At 71.7% G+C, this 20,979-nt stretch carries 26 protein-coding genes; 15 read left to right on the top strand and 11 right to left on the bottom strand.

Annotated features, from left to right (window positions below; all coding sequences use genetic code 11):
- Positions 1-179: 179 nt before the first annotated feature.
- The 5 genes from O7543_RS24615 to O7543_RS24595 are packed head-to-tail and all read left to right on the top strand — an operon-like array spanning position 180 to position 5,592.
- The gene (locus O7543_RS24615; protein ID WP_281551703.1) at positions 180-1,040 is read left to right on the top strand and encodes a hypothetical protein; all 861 of its coding nucleotides are present in this window, start codon (positions 180-182) and stop codon (positions 1,038-1,040) included.
- Positions 1,037-1,753 carry a DUF4129 domain-containing protein gene (locus O7543_RS24610; RefSeq protein ID WP_281551704.1) on the top strand — a complete coding sequence of 239 codons (717 nt, stop codon included), beginning with the start codon at positions 1,037-1,039 and terminating at the stop codon, positions 1,751-1,753. The genes O7543_RS24615 and O7543_RS24610 overlap by 4 nt, the downstream gene beginning before the upstream one ends.
- A complete protein-coding gene (locus O7543_RS24605) occupies positions 1,750-3,162 on the top strand; it encodes a DUF4350 domain-containing protein (protein WP_281551705.1) in 1,413 nt (470 codons plus the stop codon). The genes O7543_RS24610 and O7543_RS24605 overlap by 4 nt, the downstream gene beginning before the upstream one ends.
- Positions 3,159-4,157 carry a MoxR family ATPase gene (locus tag O7543_RS24600; protein ID WP_281551706.1) on the top strand — a complete coding sequence of 333 codons (999 nt, stop codon included), beginning with the start codon at positions 3,159-3,161 and terminating at the stop codon, positions 4,155-4,157. Before O7543_RS24605 ends, O7543_RS24600 begins: the two co-directional genes overlap by 4 nt.
- Before the next feature lie 43 nt (positions 4,158-4,200).
- Entirely contained in the window at positions 4,201-5,592 is a 1,392-nt protein-coding gene (locus tag O7543_RS24595) for a DUF58 domain-containing protein (RefSeq protein ID WP_281555707.1), read from the top strand.
- Here O7543_RS24595 and O7543_RS24590 read toward each other — a convergent pair.
- Positions 5,565-6,605 carry a stage II sporulation protein M gene (locus O7543_RS24590; RefSeq protein WP_281567509.1) on the bottom strand — a complete coding sequence of 347 codons (1,041 nt, stop codon included), beginning with the start codon at positions 6,603-6,605 and terminating at the stop codon, positions 5,565-5,567. The two genes, O7543_RS24595 and O7543_RS24590, sit on opposite strands and share 28 nt — an antisense overlap.
- A 22-nt stretch (positions 6,606-6,627) precedes the next feature.
- On the opposite strand from O7543_RS24590, the gene O7543_RS24585 reads away from it, so the two are divergent.
- Positions 6,628-7,737: an RDD family protein gene (locus O7543_RS24585; RefSeq protein WP_281555708.1), complete on the top strand. Its 1,110-nt coding sequence runs from the start codon at positions 6,628-6,630 to the stop codon at positions 7,735-7,737.
- 39 nt (positions 7,738-7,776) lie between these two features.
- The gene (locus O7543_RS24580; RefSeq protein ID WP_278173964.1) at positions 7,777-7,929 is read left to right on the top strand and encodes a hypothetical protein; all 153 of its coding nucleotides are present in this window, start codon (positions 7,777-7,779) and stop codon (positions 7,927-7,929) included.
- 214 nt (positions 7,930-8,143) lie between these two features.
- On the opposite strand, the gene manA is transcribed toward O7543_RS24580, so the two are convergent.
- The 7 genes from manA to O7543_RS24545 form a co-directional block, all read right to left on the bottom strand.
- Positions 8,144-9,331, bottom strand: a complete 1,188-nt coding sequence (manA, locus tag O7543_RS24575) for a mannose-6-phosphate isomerase, class I (protein WP_281551708.1) — start codon at positions 9,329-9,331, stop codon at positions 8,144-8,146.
- Between the two features lie 10 nt (positions 9,332-9,341).
- Positions 9,342-10,556 carry an SIS domain-containing protein gene (locus O7543_RS24570; RefSeq protein ID WP_281551709.1) on the bottom strand — a complete coding sequence of 405 codons (1,215 nt, stop codon included), beginning with the start codon at positions 10,554-10,556 and terminating at the stop codon, positions 9,342-9,344.
- Positions 10,556-10,738, bottom strand: a complete 183-nt coding sequence (locus O7543_RS24565) for a Trm112 family protein (protein ID WP_281551710.1) — start codon at positions 10,736-10,738, stop codon at positions 10,556-10,558. Before O7543_RS24565 ends, O7543_RS24570 begins: the two co-directional genes overlap by 1 nt.
- Positions 10,739-10,804: 66 nt before the next feature.
- On the bottom strand, positions 10,805-12,181 hold the full coding sequence (locus tag O7543_RS24560; protein WP_281551711.1) for a phosphomannomutase/phosphoglucomutase: 1,377 nt from the start codon (positions 12,179-12,181) through the stop codon (positions 10,805-10,807).
- Positions 12,182-12,333: 152 nt separating this feature from the next.
- On the bottom strand, positions 12,334-13,206 hold the full coding sequence (locus O7543_RS24555; protein ID WP_281551712.1) for a hypothetical protein: 873 nt from the start codon (positions 13,204-13,206) through the stop codon (positions 12,334-12,336).
- A gap of 72 nt (positions 13,207-13,278) precedes the next feature.
- Complete coding sequence (locus O7543_RS24550) at positions 13,279-13,491, bottom strand: DUF397 domain-containing protein (protein ID WP_281551713.1); 213 nt, start codon at positions 13,489-13,491, stop codon at positions 13,279-13,281.
- A gap of 24 nt (positions 13,492-13,515) precedes the next feature.
- A complete protein-coding gene (locus O7543_RS24545) occupies positions 13,516-14,376 on the bottom strand; it encodes a helix-turn-helix transcriptional regulator (protein ID WP_281551714.1) in 861 nt (286 codons plus the stop codon).
- A 166-nt stretch (positions 14,377-14,542) separates the two neighbouring features.
- Between O7543_RS24545 and O7543_RS24540 the strand changes: the two genes are divergently transcribed.
- Positions 14,543-14,854 (top strand): hypothetical protein, encoded by a 312-nt coding sequence (locus O7543_RS24540; protein ID WP_281551715.1) that lies wholly within the window; start codon positions 14,543-14,545, stop codon positions 14,852-14,854.
- 16 nt (positions 14,855-14,870) lie between these two features.
- Here the strand turns inward: O7543_RS24540 and O7543_RS24535 are convergent, their stop codons facing one another.
- On the bottom strand, positions 14,871-16,376 hold the full coding sequence (locus O7543_RS24535) for an aldehyde dehydrogenase family protein (protein ID WP_281551716.1): 1,506 nt from the start codon (positions 16,374-16,376) through the stop codon (positions 14,871-14,873).
- A gap of 77 nt (positions 16,377-16,453) precedes the next feature.
- On the opposite strand from O7543_RS24535, the gene O7543_RS24530 reads away from it, so the two are divergent.
- The 6 genes from O7543_RS24530 (at position 16,454) to O7543_RS24505 (ending at position 19,247) form a co-directional block, all read left to right on the top strand.
- Positions 16,454-16,849 carry a metalloregulator ArsR/SmtB family transcription factor gene (locus O7543_RS24530; RefSeq protein WP_281551717.1) on the top strand — a complete coding sequence of 132 codons (396 nt, stop codon included), beginning with the start codon at positions 16,454-16,456 and terminating at the stop codon, positions 16,847-16,849.
- Positions 16,818-17,309: an SRPBCC domain-containing protein gene (locus tag O7543_RS24525; RefSeq protein WP_281551718.1), complete on the top strand. Its 492-nt coding sequence runs from the start codon at positions 16,818-16,820 to the stop codon at positions 17,307-17,309. Before O7543_RS24530 ends, O7543_RS24525 begins: the two co-directional genes overlap by 32 nt.
- Positions 17,310-17,460: 151 nt before the next feature.
- Positions 17,461-17,703 carry a helix-turn-helix transcriptional regulator gene (locus O7543_RS24520; protein WP_281551719.1) on the top strand — a complete coding sequence of 81 codons (243 nt, stop codon included), beginning with the start codon at positions 17,461-17,463 and terminating at the stop codon, positions 17,701-17,703.
- Complete coding sequence (locus O7543_RS24515; protein ID WP_281551720.1) at positions 17,633-18,238, top strand: DUF5753 domain-containing protein; 606 nt, start codon at positions 17,633-17,635, stop codon at positions 18,236-18,238. The genes O7543_RS24520 and O7543_RS24515 overlap by 71 nt, the downstream gene beginning before the upstream one ends.
- Positions 18,225-18,413, top strand: coding sequence for a DUF397 domain-containing protein (locus O7543_RS24510; protein ID WP_281551721.1), 189 nt, complete (start codon positions 18,225-18,227; stop codon positions 18,411-18,413). Before O7543_RS24515 ends, O7543_RS24510 begins: the two co-directional genes overlap by 14 nt.
- Before the next feature lie 267 nt (positions 18,414-18,680).
- Positions 18,681-19,247, top strand: a complete 567-nt coding sequence (locus O7543_RS24505; RefSeq protein ID WP_123603734.1) for a Uma2 family endonuclease — start codon at positions 18,681-18,683, stop codon at positions 19,245-19,247.
- A gap of 26 nt (positions 19,248-19,273) precedes the next feature.
- Here O7543_RS24505 and O7543_RS24500 read toward each other — a convergent pair whose 3' ends face one another.
- Both O7543_RS24500 and O7543_RS24495 read right to left on the bottom strand, forming a co-directional pair.
- Complete coding sequence (locus O7543_RS24500) at positions 19,274-19,972, bottom strand: SDR family NAD(P)-dependent oxidoreductase (protein WP_281551722.1); 699 nt, start codon at positions 19,970-19,972, stop codon at positions 19,274-19,276.
- Positions 19,973-20,053: 81 nt separating this feature from the next.
- Positions 20,054-20,524, bottom strand: coding sequence for a MarR family transcriptional regulator (locus tag O7543_RS24495; protein WP_281551723.1), 471 nt, complete (start codon positions 20,522-20,524; stop codon positions 20,054-20,056).
- 61 nt (positions 20,525-20,585) lie between these two features.
- Here O7543_RS24495 and O7543_RS24490 point away from each other — a divergent pair, with 61 nt between their 5' ends.
- Positions 20,586-20,954 (top strand): VOC family protein, encoded by a 369-nt coding sequence (locus tag O7543_RS24490; protein ID WP_278173945.1) that lies wholly within the window; start codon positions 20,586-20,588, stop codon positions 20,952-20,954.
- Positions 20,955-20,979 lie beyond the last annotated feature (25 nt).

Here is a 20,979-nt window from a genome sequence, read left to right as displayed (position 1 = left end):
GGGGGACCGCCACCCGGCCGGGCTGGTGGCAGCGCCACCGGCCCGGTCGTGACATCCCCCCATAGTCGCGACATTCCGGACGCCGCGCCGCCCTACAGCGGCTGACGGCGATCCGCGTGCCACGATGGTAGGCCAGCGTCCCGTCCGAACCATCGACCACCTCGTCACCAGGAGTCCGCGTGGATCACGCCGGCCCGCCCGACGTGCTGCCGCTGCGCCCGCTCACCACGGGCGAACTGCTGGACGCAGCCGTGGGTCTGCTCCGCGGCCACGCGCCCGTCCTGTTGACCGTCGGCGCCGTACTCGCTCTCGGTGAGCAACTGCTGCTGCTCCCACTGCGCGAGGCGGCCGGAGCCACCGCCCCCGGGTACCTGCCGAGCTGGAACCGGCTCGGCCTCTACTGGCTGCTGCTCGCCGCCGGGGCAGCCCTCGAAGTGACGGCGATCGCCCTGCTCAGCGGCCTCACCTCGCGGGCTGCCGGAGCGGCGCTGTCCGGTCGGCGCAGCACCGGGGCCCGGCTGCTCGACCCGCGCGGCGGCCGGTTCGCCGCAGTCGTGCTGGTCGCCTGGGCGGCCGGCACCATCATGTTCACCGCCGCGCTCGCCGGACCGGTCTGGTTCATCGGATACGCGGTCCTCGGGCTGGCGGTCCCGGCCGTGGTGCTGGACCGGGTGCCGGTCTGGCAGTCGCTGGCCCGGTCCGCCGCGCTCGCCACCCGCGCCGGGCTGCGCGCCGGGCTGATCCGCGTCCTGGGCTACCTGATCTGGTTCGTCATCCGCGCCGGCCTGGCGATCGGCGCGGTGAACCTGGTCGACCGGGACGCGGCGTGGCTCGCCGTCGCGACCGTCGCCGGCTGGACCCTTCTCAACGCGGTCGGCTACCCGGCACTCGCCTGCCTGGACGCCGTCCTGCACGTGGAGACGCGGATGCGTACCGAAGGACTGGACATCCGCCTGCGGCGAGCGTCGACCCCGACGAGCACCTTCCGGGCCGCAGCGTCGGTGAGACCGGACGCCGGTTTGCCGGTTGCTGGCGGGTGATCGCGACCGTGAGCCGCTGGTGGACCGAGTTCGTCGCCGCCGTCGGCGACGTCGTCCCGCTGCCCCTTGCCACAGTGCTGCTGATGGCCGGCGCCGCGTTGGTCGCCCTCGGATGGTTCCACTGGCCCCGCTGGTGGCCACGGCGCCGGCCCGGTCCATGGGGCTGGCTGGGCCGGCCGGGCCTAACCGACCGGCTGCGCCGGCTGGGCCGCTGGCGGCCGGCACCGCCCGGCCTGCCCCGCTGGCTGGCCGCGTTCGATCCGCGCCGCTGGCTGGCCGCGTTCGATCCACGCCGCTGGCGGCGCCGGACGGCGACCGCCGGCGGCGATCGCCCCGGTGGTTCGCCGGTGCCGCCGCCCCGGTCGACCGACGTTCCGGCCGCACTCGCCGACCGGTACGCCGACCAGGGCCGGTACGCCGAGGCGGTCCGGGAACGGTTGCGCGCGATGGTCGTGGAGGTCACCGACCACGGGGTGCTCACCGACCGCCCCAGCTGGACCGTCACCGAACTCGCCGACGTGGCCGGGCGGACCGAGCCGGCCGCCCACCCCGTGCTGACCGAGGCCGGCGACATCTTCAGCGACGTGTGGTACGGAGAGCAGCCGGCACTGCCCGGCCACGACCGGCGGATGCGCGAACTCGCCGGCCAGCTGCGTCAGGCACTCGACCAGGACCGTCGGCCCGCCGGCCAGCGACCGGGCCGGCGACGGTGACCCGGCCCGGTGTCCGCCGCCCACGGCTGCAACAGCGGCGGTGGCGGTGGCTGCGGATCGCGATCCCGTTCACGGTGGTCGGCGTACTGCTCGTCGGCACCGCCGTGGCGTACCAGCTGACCCACCCGGACCCGACCCGGCCCGGCTTCCTCTCCCCGACCAACCACGGCCCGGACGGCGGCAGCGACCTCGCCGCCGCGTTGCGCGACGACGGTATCGCCGTCCACTCCGCCGACGGGACCGTCGACGCGATCCGCGCCGCGCTGACCGGGCCCACCACGCTGTTCGTTCCCGCGCCGACCCTGGTGCATCCGGACTACCTGCGGGCGCTCGGTCGGATGCCGGCCGGGACCCGGGTGCTGCTGGTCGACCCGCCGGCCCGGCTGCTGCGCGGCGAGCCGCTGCCGGTTGACAGCCGTACCCGGCGCTGGGCGGCCCGGGTCGACGGTCCGGACCATGACGGCCGGCCGTGCGCACTGCCCGAGGTGGCCGGCACCGGACCGGCGGCGGCCGTACGGCAGCGTTACGCTGCCCCGCCCGGAATCGACCCGGACCGGTTCGACCTGTGTTTCGATGCCGGCCTGGCCCGGCTCGACTGGGGGCAGGCCGAGCTGGTGGTGGTCGGGGCGAGCGACCCGTTCCGCAACGACCGGTTCGACGAGCACCGCAACGCGCGGTTCGCCGCCCAGCTGCTCGGCACCCGGGCGCAGGTGGTCTGGCTCGACCTCGCCCACCCGGACACCCCACCGGAGCCCGGGGAGCCGGTGCAGCAGCCGTCGATCCACCTCGGCGAGGACGATCCGAGCGCCGGCCCGCGGGTCAGCGCCCAGCCGACCGGGCAACCGCAGGGACCCGTGGCCAGCGAGGTCCGGCCGTCGCAGGACACCCTGCTGGACGCCTTTCCGCCGTGGTTCTGGGCGTCGCTCGCCCAGCTGGCCGTCGCCGCCCTGGTACTGGTGCTGTGGCGGGCCCGCCGGTTCGGTCCACCGGTGTATGAGGCGCTGCCGGTGACAGTTCCGGTTGCCGAGACGATGCTGGGCCGAGGGCAGCTCTACCGGCGGTCCCGGGAACGGGCCCCCACCACGGGTATCCTGCGTACCGCCGCGCTGGCCCGACTCGTCCCGATGCTGGATCTGCCGGATCAACCCCAACCGGCGGACGTCGTGGCGGCGGTCGCCGACCGGACCGGGGCGTCCGCCGAGCAGATCGACGCGTTGCTGTACGGGCCGCCGCCCACCACCGACGGCGACCTGCTGCACCTGGCCCGGCGGCTGGCCGCCCTGCCCACCGAGGTCGCCGGTCCGGCCAACCGCATCGAACCGGCAGCCGGGCCGGTCCGGACACCGTCCGACGGGCCGGTGGCTCCGGCACCCCGGTCCCCATCCGCGATCGAAGGAGAACCCTGGTGACCCGACCCAGCGTGACCGGTCCGGCGGACGCCGCACCCGCCGACCACGACGCGGCCCGTGACGCGCTACGCCGGCTGCGTGCCGAGGTCGCCAAGGCCGTGGTCGGGCAGGACGCCGTGGTCACCGGTCTGGTCATCGCGCTGCTCTGCCGTGGGCACGTGCTGCTGGAAGGCGTACCCGGCGTCGCCAAGACGCTGCTGGTACGCGCGTTCGCCGCAGCGCTGGATCTGGACGCCAAGCGGGTGCAGTTCACCCCGGACCTGATGCCGGGCGACGTCACCGGGTCACTCATCTTCGATCCACGGAGTGCCGCGTTCACCTTCCGGGAAGGCCCGGTCTTCACCAACCTGCTGCTCGCCGACGAGATCAACCGGACACCACCGAAGACGCAGTCGGCCCTGCTCGAGGTGATGGAGGAGCACCAGGTCTCGGTGGAAGGGGTCCGCCGGCCGCTGCCGGCACCGTTCATCGTGGCCGCCACCCAGAACCCGATCGAGTACGAGGGCACCTACCCGTTGCCGGAGGCGCAGCTCGACCGGTTCCTGCTCAAGCTGTCCGTACCGCTGCCCAGCCGGAACGAGGAACTGGGCGTGCTGCGGGCCCACCACGCCGGCTTCGATCCGGCGGACCTGGCCGCCGCCGGGGTGCGCCCGGTCGCCGGGGCGGCCGACCTGGCCGCGGCCCGCCGGGCCATCGGGCAGGTACGGGTCAGCGAAGAGGTGTTCGGCTACATCGTGGACCTGTGCCGGGCCACCCGGACGGCTCCCGCGCTGGCGCTCGGTGCCTCACCGCGGGGCACCACCGCGCTGCTCAACACTGCCAAGGCGTGGGGGTGGCTGGCCGGCCGCGACTACGTCACACCGGACGACGTGAAGGCGGTCACCCGGGCCACCCTGCGGCACCGGATCCGGCTCCGGCCGGAGGCGGAACTGGAGGGGGTCATCGAGGACGCCGTACTCGAATCGGTGCTCGGCGCCGTCCCGACGCCACGGTGACCGGGCCGGAGGTGCCGCCGGCCGGGGCCGGACGGCCGCCGTGCTGACCTGGCGGGCGGCGGTGCTGCTCGGGGCCGGCGCGGTGACTCTGCCGTGGTGGCCGCGGCCATGGCTGGGTCTGGTGGTCGTCACCGGATCGGTGGCCCTGCTCTCGCTGATCGACCTGGCGTGGGCCGCCCCACTGAGCGCCCTGGAACTGCGCCGCGACGGCGACCGGACCAGCTGGTTCGGCACTGCGGCGACAGTGACGTTGCGGCTGCGCAACGGCTCCCGACGGCGACTGCGGGCCGAGGTCCGCGACGCCTGGACCCCGTCGGCCGGCGCCGCCCCCGCCGAGAGCATCGTCGCCGATCCCGCCGGCACCGATCCGGCCGATCGCGCCTCCACCGCCGCTTACCCCGCCGGCACCATCGGCGGTGGGCCCGTCTGGCGGGTACGGCTGGCACCGGGAGCCATCGCCGCAATGCCCGCCGTACTCAGCCCGACCCGTTGCGGCGACCGGCGCGCCGTCGAGGTGACCGTCCGGTCCACCGGCCCACTCGGGCTGGCGTTCCGGCAGCGACGCCGGCGGCCGTCCACCCCGCAATGGACGCTGCGGGTGCTGCCCCGCTTCAACTCCCGGCGGCTGTTGCCGGAGAAGCTGGCCCGGCTGCGGGTGATCGACGGCATGCGGGCGACCCGGGGACGGGGGCAGGGCACCGAGTTCGACAACCTGCGCGAGTACGTGGTCGGCGACGACGTACGGTCGATCGACTGGCGGGCCAGCGCCCGGCGCTCCGACGTACTGGTCCGGACCTGGCGCCCGGAGCGGGACCGGCGGGTGGTGTTCGTCCTGGACACCGGGCGCACGTCGGCGGTCCGCGTCGGCGACCAGCCCCGGCTGGACGTGGCGGTCGACGCCGCGCTGCTGCTGGCCACGCTGGCGCACCGGGCCGGTGACCGGTTCGACCTGCTGGCGGTGGACACGAAGGTCCGGGCGCGCATCTGGGGTGCGAACCGGCAGACGCTGCTGCCCCGGTTGGTCGCCGAACTGGCGGCGCTGCAACCGACGCTGGTGGAGACGGACCACGAGCTGATGGTCGGTGAGGTGCTCCGCCGGGAGACCCGCCGGTCCCTGGTGGTGCTCTGCACCGCGCTGGAGCCGGCGGCGCTCGGCGACGGTCTGCTGCCGGTACTGCCCCGGCTCGTCGCCCGACACCAGGTCGTGGTGGCCGCAGTCGGGGATCCGGCGGTGCCGGCCGTCGCAGACGGGCCGGTACGCGATGTCGCCGACGCGTACCTGGCCGCCTCCGCGGCACAGACCAGGGCCGAGCGGGACCGGGTCGGTGGTGCGCTGCGTCGGCACGGTGTTCCGGTGCTGGACGCGGCCGCGCCGAGCTTCGCCGACCGGCTCGCAGACCTCTACCTTCAGCTGAAACTGCTCGGCCGGCTCTGAACCGGGCCCCCGTCGACGGTCCGGGTCGGGGCTTGATCGGCGTGGTGCCGGGCCGGGTCGGCGGGGTGCCGGGAGCCGAGGATGAGGACGTAGCCGAGGAAGGCGAGCCAGGCGGCGAACCCGATCGCGACCCGCAGCCAGGTCGGCAGCGGTGCCGGGGTGACGAAGGCCTCGATCAGCCCGGCCACCGCGAACAGCAGCACCAGCCCGAGCGCCACCAGTACGCCGGAGAGCCCGGCCTCGGCGACCGCCCGGCCCCGGGTCAGGTGCGCCGGCGGCGCGATCCACGCCCCGCCGATCCGCAGCCCCACGCCGGCAGCGATGAAGACGCCGGTCAACTCCAGCAGACCGTGCGGCGTGACCAGTCCGAAGAAGACATCCGCCCGGTCGTACGAGATCATCACCCCACCGGTGACCCCGAGATTCAGCGCGTTCACCCAGAGTAGGTAGAGCACCGGGACCACCAGTACGCCCGCGGCCAGGCACTGCGCGGCGAGCCAGGCGTTGTGCGCCCACAACTGGGCGGCGAAGTTCGGTGCCGCGTACCGGGTGTAGTAGCCGGCGAAGCTCGACTCGGCGAGCTCAGCGGCGGCCTGGTCACCGATCAGCAGCCGGGCGCTGTCCGGATTGCCGGCCACCCACCACATCAGAAAACCGGTGAGCGTGCAGAAAGCGACCGCCACCGCCGCCCACCAGGGCGCCGCCTGGAACACCGCCCGGGGGAACCCGACGCTGAAGAACCGGCCGACCCGGGCCCAGGAGAATCCCCGGCCCCGGGTGAGCCGAGCGCGGGCCGCCAGCACCAGCCGGGACAGCCGGGCGACCAGCGCCGGGTCCGGCGAGCGGCTGCGGACCGCCGACAGGTGGGTGGCGGTCCGCTGGTAGAGCGCGACCAGCTCGTCCACCTCGGCGACGGTTAGTCGCCGGGCACGCACGAGCTGTTCCAGTCGTCGCCACTGGGGCCCGTGCTCCGCCACGTACGCGTCGAGGTCCACGGTCACCTCCCGTCCCATAGTGTTCACTGGCAGGGTGGCCATGCAGACAACCGGGGGCGGCAGGCTGGTCAGCGGCGAAGCTGTCGAGGTGGAGGTACGGCTGGCCCGGCTCGGCTCGCGGCTACTGGCCCTGCTCGTCGACCTCGCCGTGCAGGCGCTGATCGCGGTGGTGCTGGCGGTCCTGGCCGGGCTGCTGCTCGCGTCGATGCGCGCGTCCATCGAAGTCGACGAGGCGCTCGGGCAGGCGCTACTCACGGTCGGCGCCGTCCTGGTGCTGGTCGGCTACCCGGTGCTGTGCGAGACGCTGAACGCCGGCCGTACCGTCGGCAAACTGGCGGTCGGCATCCGGGTGGTACGCGACGACGGCAGCCCGCCACGTTTCCGACACTCGCTGGCCCGCGCTCTGGTCGGCGTGGCCGCGGAGTGGCCCGGACTGCTGCTGCCGCCGCTCACCTGGCTGGCCAGCCTGGTGACACTGGTGACCAACCGGGACGGCAAACGCATCGGGGACCTGGCCGCCGGCACGATCGTGGTGCACGACCGGGCACCGGCGGCCTGGGGGTGGGTGCCGGACATGCCGCCGGTGCTCGCCGGTTGGGCCCGTACCCTCGACCTGAGCCGCCTCGACGACGACCTCGCGCTGGACGTACGGCATCTGCTCGCCCGGGGCCACGGGTTCGCCGAACCGGCCCGCTCCGACCTGGTCCGGTTGGTGACCGAACAGGTCGCGGCAGTGGTCACTCCCCCGCCGCCGGCCGGTGTCCCGCACTGGGCCTACCTGGCGGCGGTTCTCGCCGAACGCCGTCGCCGGTCGGCGCAGCGGCTGGCCCGGACCAGGGCGGTGACCGCCGTGCTCTGGCCGGAACTCGCCGCGGTGAGTCCGGCGCGGACGAGCGCCCTGCGTCCGGCGGCGCCGGTCCGGACCGCTGCACCCGAGCCGGTCCGGACCGCTGCGCCCGGGCCGGTTGCGCCGGCGCAGCGGGACGGACCGGACTGGCCGCGCGGCAGCTGGCCGCGGCCGCCCTGGCTGGGCCCGACGGCGGAGCAGCCGGACTGGACCGGGGTACGCCGTCCACCGGTCGCCAGCACGCTGCGCGCCTCCGACGCGCCATCGGACCGAGAACGGCCGTCCGGATCCGCGCTGTCGTGAACCGGTTTGCGGCTGGCCAAGTGTGGCAGCATCGGTGCCGTGAAGGCATTCCTCCCGTGGTTGGTCGTCCTTGCCCTGGTGATCCTGTTGAACGCGGTCGGGTTACGCCCGTTGGCCACCGCGCTGGCACTCGGTTGGCTGGCGTACTGCATCTGGACCTGGGTACGACCGGGCAGCCGCTCCCAGGGTTGACCTCCGCCGACACGCCACGAATCGGTAATTTCCGGATTAGCTTGACAGCCTGGCTACTCACTGCAAATCTATGACTACGTCGCGTCACGATGATCGTCACGCTGACGCGCGGGGGAACCAAACCGGGGGGATGCGCGGGGCGGCTGTCGGTGAGCGGAGCGGACGCTCACCCGGCCGCCCCGCGTGCTTGTCCGCCAGCAGCCGGCTCGGCCGGCTAGCCGGCTGAGGCGACCGAGGCGACGAAGGCCGTACCAGCGCCGGAGACCACCAACGGCGTCCCGCCCGCCGGCCCCACCGCCGCCTGCCCTGCCCGGACCGGCACCGCCGCCACACCGTCGTCGACGGCGACCTCACCCGCGACGCAGAGCACCACCCGGGGACCTTCGACCGGCACCGACACCTGCCGCGCCCCCGCGTCGAGCACAACCCGGTGCAGCGCGAACTCGGTGGCCGGCGCCGGCCAGGTGACCACCCCGGTGTCCACCGGCCGGGCGCGTACCACCGGGTCGTCGAGCACCTCGAAGCGCAACACCCGCAGCAACTCCGCGACGTCAACGTGCTTGGGGGTCAACCCACCGCGCAGCACATTGTCGCTGGCCGCCATGATCTCCACGCCGGCACCCCGCAGGTACGCGTGCAGGTTGCCGGCCGGCATCCAGATCGCCTCCCCCGGAGCCAGGGTGACCTGGTTGAGCAGCAGCGCCACCAGCACCCCGGGGTCGGCCGGATAGTGTCCGGCCAACCGGCGCAGCAGCGCCGCGTCGGCGGCGTACCGCGTCGGCAGTCGGTCGGCACCCGCCACCGCCGCCGCGACCAGAGCCGGTCGTTGCGGCCGCGGCCACCGCAGCAGCCGCTCCAACGCCTCCGGCAGCCCGTCCGGGCCGACCCGCAACGCCTTGGTCACCGGCTCCAACTCGTCGACACCCAACGCCGCCAGCACCTCGGCGGAGAGCTGCGGCACCCGGAAGCCGCAGAGCGCATCGAACTCGCTGAGCGCCACCAGCAGCTCCGGCTTGTGGTGCGGGTCGACGTAGTTACGCCCCGCCGAGGTGGCCGGCAGCTTCGACTGCGCGGCGTACCCGGCGCGGGCCTGCGCCGCGTCCGGATGCGCCTGCAACGACAGCGGCGTCTCGGCGGCCAGCACCTTCATCAGGTACGGCAGCCGCCCGTCGAACCGGGTCGCGGTCGGCTCGCCCAGCCAGCCCACCGGATCCTGGTCGATCAGCTCCGGCAGCCCGACCAGCGCCGCGCCCCGTCGCACCTGGGACGGCGCGCCGGGGTGGGCACCCAGCCAGAGCTCCGCCTCCGGCCCGGGTGCCGGAGCCGGGCGCCCCTGCAGCTGCGCGATGACGGTCCGCGACCCCCAGGCATAGTCCCGGATCCGGCCGGTCAACAGTTCCACGACGCCCGCCTCAGGTGGTGGAGAGTTCCTTCATCTCGCTCACCGCCGGCACCGCCATCGGGTCCAGATGGTGCGCCAACGCCAGGTAGACGGAGGCGAAGTCGGGGACCGAGATCAACGAGGCAAGCCGTTCCAGCGCCGAACCGCCCTCCGCCGTGATCACGTCGCACCGCACACCGCGCCGGTCCGCCAGGGTCTGCACCGCCTCGGCCCGGCGCTCCTCGACCACGAAGGGTTCGTCGGCGTCGTCCTCCGGGTTCAGCCCACCGTCGCGCAGCAGCACCAGACGCAGCCGGGTCGGCGACTCGGACTGGTCATCGTCGTCGTCCGGGTCGGCGAAAATGTCCCGGGTCGACTCGCCCAGGCCGCCGAAGACCCCGTCGAGCAGCCCTACCCGACCCCGGCCGGCCTCGCCGAGCGCCCCGGTGACCACCGGGTAGCGGGCGTTCGTCGACAGCGTGTCGCCGAACCGGCGGGCGGCGACCGACGCCACCGGCGACGAGCCCCAGACGATCGGCACCGAACCGGCCAGCCCGAGAGCGAGGGCCTTCGCCGGGTTGACGAACGACTCGGCGGCCGGGCGACACCGTTCGGCGTCGGCGTCCAGCCGGGCCGCCGTCTCCGCCAGATCCGCCTCGTTGACCTTGACCAGGCCCAACGCCCGCGCTGCCAGCAGCACCGGCACGGTCAACGCCCAGAGGCTGGCCCGAGCCGGGGCCCGTCGCGGCACCGGGACGAACGGGGCGCGTACCCCTTCGGCGACCGACTGCAGCTGCGAGTCCGGCGGCCCGACGGCGACCAGCCGGGCACCGCGCCGGGCGGCGGCCTGAGCCGCACCCAGCGCCTCCGGGCTGCGCCCCGAAGCGCTGACCGCGATGACCACGTCGGCCGCGCCGACCCAGCCGGGCACGCCGGAGCTGCGGTGCGGAATCACCGGTACGGGACAGCGCGGTCCGGCCACCGTGGCCAGCACGTCACCGGTCCGCCCGGCGGTACCGATACCGGCGATGACGACCGCCCGGGGCCGCCCTTCGTCGCTGAGCATGCCGAGGTTGGCTTCGGCGGCCAGCGCCGCCGACTCGCGCACCTGGGCACCGGCCGACGCGGTGAACCGCAGCATGCCGCCGGGATCGGTCGAGTTGAGCCCGTCCACGTCGTCGAGCAGCGCCTCGTCGGCGACCCGCCGACCCACCACCCCGGACGTGCCGTCGATCGGAACCGCCATCAGCCGGCCTCGCCGGGCCGGCGGGCCTCGTCCAGCAACAGCACCGGAATCCCGTCCCGCACCTCGAAGATCCGCGAGCACTCCGGACAGGTGAGGGTCGCCGCGTCGGCGTCGTAGGTCAACGGCGTGTGGTGCGTGTCCGGGCAGGCGAGGATCTCCAGCAGCTGCTGATCCAGGGCCATCGGATGGCTCCTTCCACGTGTCTCGCCGGCGGACCCCGTCCCGGGGTGCGCCTTCCGGTGAAGATCCTAGCCGCGAACCAGCGCGAGCACCCCGTCGCGCAGTTCGGCCATCCGCTCGGTGGTCGGTGCCTCCACGTTGAGCCGCAGCAACGGCTCGGTGTTCGAGGCACGGATGTTGATCCAGGCACCGTCGTCGAAGCGGACGGTCAGCCCGTCCAGCTCGTCGGTGTCGGCGTCGGCGTACGCCGTCCTGATCTCGGCGAGCTTGGCCTGCTGGTCGGTGACCGTCGAGTTGATCTCACCGGAGGCGACGTACCGCTCGAACTCGTGGGCCAGCTCGGACAGCGGCTTGTCCTGCTCGCCGAGCGCGGCCAGCATGTGCATCGCGGCCAGCATCCCGGTGTCGGCGAACCAGAAGTCCCGGAAGTAGTAGTGCGCCGAGTGCTCACCGCCGAAGACCGCGTTGGTCCGGGCCATCTCGGCCTTGATGAACGAGTGACCGACCCGGGAGCGCACCGGCTCGCCGCCGTTCTCCCGGACGATCTCGGCCACCGCGTTGGAGGTGATCAGATTGTGGATGACCGTCTCACCGGGGTGTTTGGCCAGCTCCCGAGCGGCGACCAGGGCGGTGATCGCCGACGGCGAGACCGGCTCGCCACGCTCATCGACGACGAAGCAGCGGTCGGCGTCGCCATCGAACGCCAACCCCAGGTCGGCGTTGTGCTCCCGGACCGCCTTCTGCAGGTCGACGATGTTCTCCGGGTTGAGCGGGTTCGCCTCGTGGTTCGGGAACGAGCCGTCCAGCTCGAAGTACATCGGCACGATGGTCAGCGGCAGAGCCGGCAGCACCGTGTCACCGAGGACCGCCGGCACGGTGTAGCCGCCCATCCCGTTGCCGGCGTCGACGACCACCTTCAGCGGCCGGATCCCCGACAGGTCGACCAGGGTACGCAGATGCGCGGCGTAGTCGGCGAGCAGTTCGCGCCGCTCGACCCGGTCCCCGCCGGACGGCACCTCGCCGCTGTCGAGCAGCGCCTGGGCCCGGTCCCGGATGTCGGTCAGCCCGGAGTCCTGGCCGATCGGCGCCGCCCCGGCCCGGCACATCTTGATGCCGTTGTACTGGGCTGGATTGTGGCTGGCGGTGAACATCGCGCCGGGCAGCTCCAGCGCGCCGGAGGCGTAGTAGAGCAGGTCGGTGGAGGCCAGCCCGGCGTGCAGCACCTCGGCCCCGGCAGCGGTGGCCCCGGCGGCGAACGCGTCGGCCAGCGGTGGCGACGACTCACGCATGTCGTGGGCGATGACGATCCGGTCGGCTTTGTCGCCGCGCTCGGCCAGGACCTGTACGAACGCGGTACCGATGGCCCGGGCCACGGTCTCGTTCAACTGGTCGGGAGTGGTGCCACGGACGTCGTAGGCCTTGACGATTTTGGACAAGTCAGACAAGGTCTCGCTCCTCAGCCGTGCCGATGCCAACACGAGTGAGGGTAACGGAGCGGTGGGCAATGCCTTCGGCCAAGGCTGACGGTCCATCCTCCGGCAGCACGATGTTCATCCTCCGGCCGGATACGCCGCTGCAGGGAGCGCCCAGCCGCTGGTCAGCGCCGGATCCGGGGCAACAGCATGGTCGCCCCGCCGTCCCCACCGTCCCCACCGGGACCACCCGTACCGGGCGGGCCGTTGCGGCCGTCCAGGCCCGACCGGGCCGGGCGCAGCCTGCGGATCAGCAGCACCAGCAAGGCGATACCGACAGCGACCATGCCGATCCCGGCGGCCATCACCCCGGTGCCGATGCCGGGACCGTCGTCACCGGCCGGTCCGCCGGCCGAGCCGGCCGCAGCCAGCAGACTCTGGTCCGGCAGTACGGCCGGTGCGTCGCTCGGCTCCACGGCCGCGCTGTCGACCGTCGGTTCCGGGGTCGGTTCCAGGGTCGGCGACGGGGTCGGCGGACCCGGCTGGTACGTGCCGGCGAGCCGACCGCCGACCCGCTTCGCCCCGGCTTCCCGACCGAGCAGCACCCCACCGGCGGTGTACGCCTCACCGACGATGTGCGCGACTCCGGCCGGCGCACCGGCCCGGAACGCCATCCGGTAGCGGACCGAGCGGCTCTTGCCCTTGCACAGCTCGTCCTTTTCCGGCGCGGTGTGCTCGGTCAGCAGCAGCCCGTCGCCGTTGTCCCACAGCGGCACGGTTACCCAGTCGTCGTCGATCCGGGCCTGCACGCCGACCTGGTCGGGGGTGACACCGGGCAGCCGGATCGCCAGCGCGGTACGCACCGCCACGCACCCGTCGGTGCGTCTGGTCACCTTCACGGTCACCCCACCGGCCTTCTCGCCGGCGGTGAACTTGCTCGGCAGGCCGATCCGCACCCGCTCGTCCTGGCCGTACGCGGGGCCTGCGGCGAGTGCCGCTGTGCCGACGGTCAGCGCGAGCACCGTCGCCAGTCGAGCCGTGCCACGCCGTACCGACATCTCCGCCTCGCCTTCCGCGTCGCCGGCACCCGCGCTTCGGACGCCACCGCGCGACAGGCTACCGCGCGGTGGCTACGCGGCCGGACCGCGCAGCGCGCCGCCCCGGACATCGGCGACGAACCGCCCGAAGTCCGTCGCGGTGAAGGCGAGCACCGGGCTGGCCGGGTCCTTGGAGTCCCGTACGCCGACGGTCCCGCCGACGACGGCGACCTCGACGCAGCTGCCGTTGCCGCTGCTGTAGCTGCTCTTGCGCCAGCCCGCCCCGGTGAAATCTGCTGTGGACATGCGGTGCTCCTTGTCAGCGACGCGTCAGGTCAGCCCGTCGGCGACCTCGGCGATGAACGCCCGGGAGTCGTCGCAGCCGAGCGCATCCGCCCGCAGGTCGTCGAAGACAAGGTTATAGCGGGCGACGCCGGCCGGCTTCTCCACGTAGAGGTCGCCGGCCTCGTTCTCGACGTAGGCCACGTCGGCGTCGGCGGTCTCCGGGAAGGTCAGCACGGTGAACGGCCCGGTGTTGCAGGCATACGCGCCCTGAGCGAACGGCAGGACCTGCAGTCGTACGGTCGGCAAGGTGGACAGCTCGACCAGGTGACGCAGCTGCCGGTGCATCAGCTCCGGCCCACCGACCAACCGGCGCAGCACCGCCTCGTCGAGCACCGCCCACAGCCGCACCGGGTCGGTCTCGCGGGTCAGCACCCGCTGCCGGGCCATCCGGACGCCGACCTTCTCCTCGATGGTCTCGGCGCTGTGGCCGGGCAGGGTCTTGCGGATGACCGTCCGGGCGTACTCCTCGATCTGCACCAGACCGGGCAGCACGGACGGCTCGAACCAGCGCAGCTCGGCGGCGTCGTTCTCCAGCGCGATCAGCGTGGAGTATTCCCAGGTGAGACGTTCGCTGTACTCCTGCCACCAGCCGGTCTCCTGCGCCTGGCGGGCCAGGGCAACCAGCCGCTGCCGCTCGGGTCCCTCGATGCCGTAGACATCGAGCAGCTCGTGGACGGTGCCGGGCGAGATCCTGACCCGGGCCGTCTCGATCCGGCTGATCCGGGCGGTCGAGCAGCGCAGCTCGGTGGCGACCTGCTCGGCGAGCAGGCCGGATGTCTCCCGCAGGGCGCGCAACTCGCGACCGAGCTGCCGGCGTCGCACCGTCGGCGGCGATCCGACGACCATCAGGCACCTCCTTGACATTGATGCATGGACGCCAGTCTCGCTTACCGAAAGCGCGACGTCAGCTACCAGTAGTTCAGATGGTGCAATTCAATGCACTTGCATGGCTGGTGACCACAGAACACGATGACATCACCACACGTCACTGCGTACCGAATCGAGGACGACTGTGAGCGACCAGACCCGCACGGCAACCACCGCGATCCGTCTGGAGGCGGTCCTGCTCGACCGGGCACCGAAGGTGTTCGCCCTGTGCCGCTTCGACGACGACTACGACGAGTTGCCCGACGCGGACGAAACGGTCGACACCGGCGAAGCGGTCGACGACGTCGTCGGCTGGGCGTTCGCCATGCCGGACGGCAAGGTGCTGATCGTGCACAGCGACGGCAGCCGCGACGGAATGACCTGGTGCAACGACATCGAGTCGGCGAGTCGGTTCTGGGCACCGCTGATCGGCGCCGACCTGCTGGCCGTCGCCTAACCTGCGAGGTGCCAGGTCAGAGGTCGAGTCCGGTGAGGACCATCACCCGGGGATCGGTGTAGTCGTCCATCGCGCTGCGGACTCCTTCGCGGCCCACACCGCTGCCCTTGACCCCGCCGTACGGCATCTGGTCGGCCCGGTACGACGGCACGTCACCGACGATCACCCCGCCGACGGCGAGCGTGCGGTGCGCGGTGAACGCAGTCTGCAGGTTGTGGGTGAACACGCCGGCCTGCAGCCCGTACGCCGAGTCATTGACCGCCGCGAACCCGGCCTCGTCGTTCTCCACCCGGTCCACGACGAGCACCGGGCCGAAGACCTCCTCGGTCAGCACCTTCGCGCCGGCCGGCACCCCGGTCAGCACCGTCGGCGGGTACGTCGCGCCGTCGCGTCGGCCGCCGACCTCGATCGTCGCCCCGGCGGCCACCGCCTCCTCCACCCACGACTCGACGCGTATCGCGGCGTCCTCGCTGATCAGCGGCCCAACGTCGGTGGCGTCGTCGGCCGGGTCACCGGCCCGCAGCGCCTGTACGGCGGCGACGAGCCGGGGCAGGAAGCCGTCGTAGAGCCATTCGTGCACGTACACCCGTTGCACCGCGATGCAGCTCTGCCCGGCCTGATAGTTCGAGAAGGTGGCGATTCGCTGTGCCGCCCGGGTCAGCTCCTCGTCGCCGGTCCAGTCCTCGCAGATCACCGCTGCGGCGTTACCGCCCAGCTCCAGGGTGACGTGCTTGTCCGGCACTGATCGGCGGATCAGCGCGCCGACCGGCCCGGAGCCGGTGAACGACACCACCGGCAGGCGCGGGTCGGCGACCAGGTCGCCGGCCCTGTCGTTCGGCACCGGCAGCACCGAGACCATGCCGGCCGGCAGGCCGGTGCCTGATCCGGCGGGCGCTCCGGTGTGTGGGCCGTGCGGCTCGGTGACCTCGGCGATCAGTTCGCCGAGCAGCAGCGCGGTCAGCGGGGTCGCCGGGGCCGGCTTGACGATGATCGGGGCGCCGACCGCGATCGCCGGGGCGACCTTGTGCGCCACCAGGTTCAGCGGAAAATTGAACGGCGAGATGCCCAGCACCGGCCCGCGCGGCACCCGGCGGACCACCGCCATCCGGCCGGCGGCGGCCGGGTCGGTGTCCAGGCGCTGCAGGTCGCCGGAGAACCGCCGGGCCTCCTCGGCCGCCCAGCGGAATGTGGAGACGGCGCGCGCCACCTCGGCGCGCGCCCACTTGATCGGTTTGCCGTTCTCGGCGGTGATCAGCCGGGCGATCTCGTCGGCCCGCTGCGCGAGTCGGGCGCTGATGTGGTCCAGTGCGGCCGCCCTGCGGTACGCCGGCAGTGCGGCGGCCACCGGCGCGACCCGGTGCGCGGCGGCGACCGCCCGCTCGACCTGGTCGGGCGTGGCGTAGCTGGTTCGTCCGACGAGCCGACCGTCGTACGGGTGGTGCACGGCCAGTGGCGCGTCACCGTGCGCCGGTTCGCCAGCCAGCCAGAACGGCGTACGCGGGGTCGGGTCGGGGTGATCCATCCGGCCAGCCTAAAGCCAGTGACCGAGGCACTCGATGGCCTTGACAACGCACAACCGATCGGTTGTATATTGGCGTGGTGATCGAGGAGAGCGCGGACCGGGCGGACGCCATGTTCCACGCGCTCGCCGACCGCACCCGGCGCGACATCCTGCGCCGGGTGCTGGCCGGGGAGCACTCCGTCTCAGCGCTCGCCGCCAAGTACGACATGAGCTTCGCCGCCGTACAGAAACACGTCGCTGTGCTGGAGAAGGCCGGTTTACTGATCAAACGACGCAGTGGTCGCGAGCAGCTGGCCAGCGGAGACGTGCAGGCGGTGCGCTCGGTGGCAGCCATGCTCACCGAGCTCGAACACATCTGGCGTGGCCGCATCGCACGCATCGACGCGCTGCTCGCAGCCGACCCCGATGGGTCGCAGACGACCCCGACGAAAGGACCGAACAGTGCCCGTGACCGACGTCCAGCAGGACCTTGACAACCGGACCCTGACCATCACCGCGGACTTCGCCGCGCCGGTGGAGCGGGTCTGGCAGGTCTACGCCGACCCTCGCCAACTGGAGAAGGTGTGGGGACCGCCGACGTACCCGGCGACCGTGGTCGACCACGACCTCACGCCCGGCGGACGCGTCACCTACTTCATGACCGGCCCGGAGGGCGACAAGCATGCCGGATACTGGCTGATCACCGCCGTGGACGAGCCGACGAGTTTTTCCTTCGAGGATGGCTTCGCGGACATGGACTTCAAGCCGCTGTCGGAGATGCCGACCTCCCGCAACACGTACACATTCGCCGAGCACAACGGCGGCACCCGGGCGACCTACGTGGGCAAGTACGAGTCCGCCGAGGCCCTGCAACAGGTGCTGGACATGGGCATGGTGGAGGGCTCCACCTCGGCGATCAACCAGATCGACGAGCTACTCGCCCCCGCTCCTTGATCAAAAAGCGCTGCTGCGAGAAGCGCTCCGATTTCAGCATCCACGGCAATTCACCCGGTGGTCTACTTCCACGCTGGACTATCAGTCGGTGTCGTTAGAAGATGAACCTCGTTGAACCCGCTGCCACTTCTGGGTATTCGAGGTGATGATCATGAGTGAACTCACGACAGAGCTTCGGCGACTCCGACTGACCCGGCGCATGAACCAGACGCAGCTGGCAAAGGCGCTCCGCGTGTCGAAGTCGCTGATAGCCAGCTTCGAGACCGGTCGGCTGGTGCCGAAGGAGGACACCGCACAGGCGCTCGACGAGGTGCTGAACTCCGGTGACAAGATCCAGCAAACTGGCCGACGAGGCACGCGGAGACCGCCAGCCCTGGCTGCGTCCGTGGGCTGAGCACGAACGGCGGGCCGCGTTGCTGCGCTGCTGGGAGTTGTCGATCATCCCAGGGCTGCTGCAACGCGAGCCCTACATGCGTGAGCTGTTCGCCGCCTCACCCTGGAGCAAGAGCAAGGTCGACGATCTTATTCGGATCCGGCTCGGCCGGCAGGCGGCGGTGTTCACCCGTGACGAGCCGGTCGAGCTGTCCTGCCTGATCGGCGAAGCCGCTCTGCACCAGGGGTCCCGTGAGGTTCTCAAGGATCAGCTCGGCTACCTGGTCGACGCCAGCCACCAGTCGAACGTCCGGATACGGGTGGTGCCCGACCGCAACATCGGCCTCAACCCAGGTCTGAACGGACCACTTTCGCTGGCCACCCTGGGCGACGGCCGCCGGATCGCCTACCTGGACGACCAGCTGCGCGGCAGGATGGCGAGCACGGCAGCCGACGTCATCGAACTGGAATGGGTCTGGGAAGCCGTTAACGAGCTCTCGTTATCGACTACCCAGAGCCGGGACCTGATCCTAAGGTTGATTGATGAACACAACTGACCCTTCATGGCGGAAATCCACCAGGTCAAGCGGCGTGAGCAACTGTGTCGAGGTGGCCGACAACCTGCCCGGTCGGGTCCTGGTCCGGGACGCCAAGGACCGCGACGGCGGCACGCTGACCTTCGACGCCCCCGCCTGGCGTTCCTTCGTCGAACTGACGAAGCACCACCACTGACCCAGCCACCCACCCCGCAAGACACCGTCGAAGCGCCGGCCCTGCCAGCCAGGGCCGGCGCTTCATCTCGACCAAGCCGGCCCGGTCCCCCCTCGGCGGGGCGAGCCTGCACCCAGCGTCAGGCCGGCCGGTCACACCGATGACACTCCGATGACACGGACAGAAATCCTAGTTGCGGCAAATCGACCCAAAAGGTCTGGCAGCCTGCTCATCGACCGAGCCGGCGGTATCTTGAGGTGGTAGCCGATCGCCGGTCAGGAGGCGCGGATGACTGTCGAGATGGTCGCGCCGGCTTGGATGCACGAACAGGTCACGGCCGAGCAGTACGCGACGTGGACAGAAGAGCAGTGTGCGGGCATTGAGATCGTGGATGGGATGGTGCTCGTGAGTCCGAGTGCCTCTAAGCGGCACAATCGCCTGGCCAGGCTGCTGGCGAACGCTCTGGATGGTGCCGCCGGGCCGGATTGGAACGCTGACACCGACTTCGATGTTCGGCTCCAGGACGTGCCGCTGAACAACCGTCGTCCCGATGTGACGGTTTACCGGGCGGACACCATCGACGTCACCCCAACCCGCCCCGAGCATGTGCTGCTGGTGGTCGAGGTGGTCTCTCCCGGATCGGAAACGACCGACCGGATCGTCAAGGCTGACCAGTACGCCAGGGTTGGCATCCAGTTCTACTGGCGGGTCGAGCAGGCCGCCACTGGCGCACCGCTGGTCTACACGTACGTTCTTGACCCGGCGACTGGGCGCTACCGCGATGGCGAGATCTTCACCGGCGTCGTAAAACTGACCGCGCCCTTCTCCGTTGAAGTCGATCTCGGCCAACTCTGAACGCCACGCGGCGAGGTCGGGCGGGGTCAGGCGGCTGCCGGGGTGTCGACGTCGCCGACGTGGTCGAACCCCGCCCTGCGGTTGAGGTTGCCGCTCAGGCGCGCTGCCCGTTTGCGGCTCAGGAGGCGCGAGGCGAACGAGATGCCGCGATCGGACAGACCGCCGGGGAACGAGATCTCTTTGCCACGCGCGAAATCGTCGAGCGACTTCGCTGCGATGCGCTCGGGCGGGACGGCTCTGGTGTGCATCTTTGCGGTGGTTCCGTCGAAGAATCCGGTAGCGACAGGTCCGGGATGCACCGCCATCACCCGTACTGCGGTGTCGTGCAGTTCCTCGGCGAGGGCTTCGGTGAACGACAGCACGAACGCCTTGGTCGCGGCGTAGCTGGCCTGGAAAGGCATGGGTTGGAAGCCGGCCACCGAGGACACGTTGATGATGCCGCCGTGGCCACGCTCCAGCATGTGGCCTCCGATGCTGTGCACGAGGCCCACGAGTGCGGTGATGTTGAGCTCGACCGAGTCGACGTTCGGAGCCAACGGGCGGGTCAGGAACGGGCCGACCGCTCCCATGCCTGCGTTGTTGATCAGCAGGTCGATCTCGACACGCTGCCCGGCGAGGGCGTCGACGATGGCACGCGGCGCGGCGCGGTCGGACAGATCAGCGGCGAGTACGACGATCTGGGACTGGTGGGTCTGCCGCAGTGTCGCGGCGAGCTTCTCCGGCAAACGAGTGCATCAGGACGTACCTTCCGGGCCACCGGCCCCACCATGTTACTTCGAGTCTCGAATCAAATGCGGTCGGCCCCGCTAAGCGCCGTCGTCGCCATCGCGCAGGGAGCGGACCATCCGCCGCAGGATCCGCAACGCCTCCGACTGCTCGGTCTCGGTCAACCCGGCCAGCATCTTGACCTCGACCGACCGGACCGCGACGGTCGCCTTTTCGAGACTCTGCCGACCCAGAGGCGTGAGCCGCGTGGGCAGCACCTTCCCGACGGGCGCTTCCGCCGGTCTGGTCACGTAGCCCTCTCGCTCCAGCGCCTGGAGCAGCACGTTCATTGACTGCCGGGTCACGAAGGCGCCCCGCGCGAGCTCGGAGTTCGACAGGCCTGGCCGTTGCGCCAGCAACTCCAGGCACGAGTAACGCGTCACGCTCATCCCGAGTGGTCGCAGCACCTCCTCCATGGCCATCCGGAGCGCGCTCGACGCCTCCTTCAGCAGATAGCCCAGCGATGTCTCCAGGTCGACGCCCTGCCCACTGCCCCGCCCGCCTTGACTCATGTCAGCATCCTGACATACATTGCGCCATGTCAGGAACCTGACACGACCGGAGGAGACCATCATGCCCGTCACCGGCCCCGACTTCATCTCGCTGCAGGCACGCGACCTCGACGCCTCGCGGGCGTTCTACGAGCAGTACCTCGGGCTCGTACGCTCGCCGGCCGGGCCTGCGCACGCCGTCGTTTTCGAAACCAAGCCCATCGCGTTCGCGCTGCGCGAGATCGTCCCCGGCACCGACCTCGGATCCGTTGCTCAGCCGGGCATCGGTGCAGCCATCTGGCTCCACGCCACAGACGTGCAGGACATTCACGATGCTCTCGTCGCCGACGGTCACACCATCGTCTCCGCGCCGATCGACGGCCCCTTCGGTCGGACCTTCACCTTCGCCGACCCCGACGGCTACCAGGTCACTCTGCACGACCGCGCCTGACGAGCCCCGGACCCCATGATGCGTC

It is taken from the genome of Solwaraspora sp. WMMA2080, from assembly GCF_027497395.1.
Classification (GTDB): Bacteria; Actinomycetota; Actinomycetes; order Mycobacteriales; family Micromonosporaceae; genus Micromonospora_E.
This window is presented reverse-complemented; position numbering and strand designations above follow the sequence as displayed.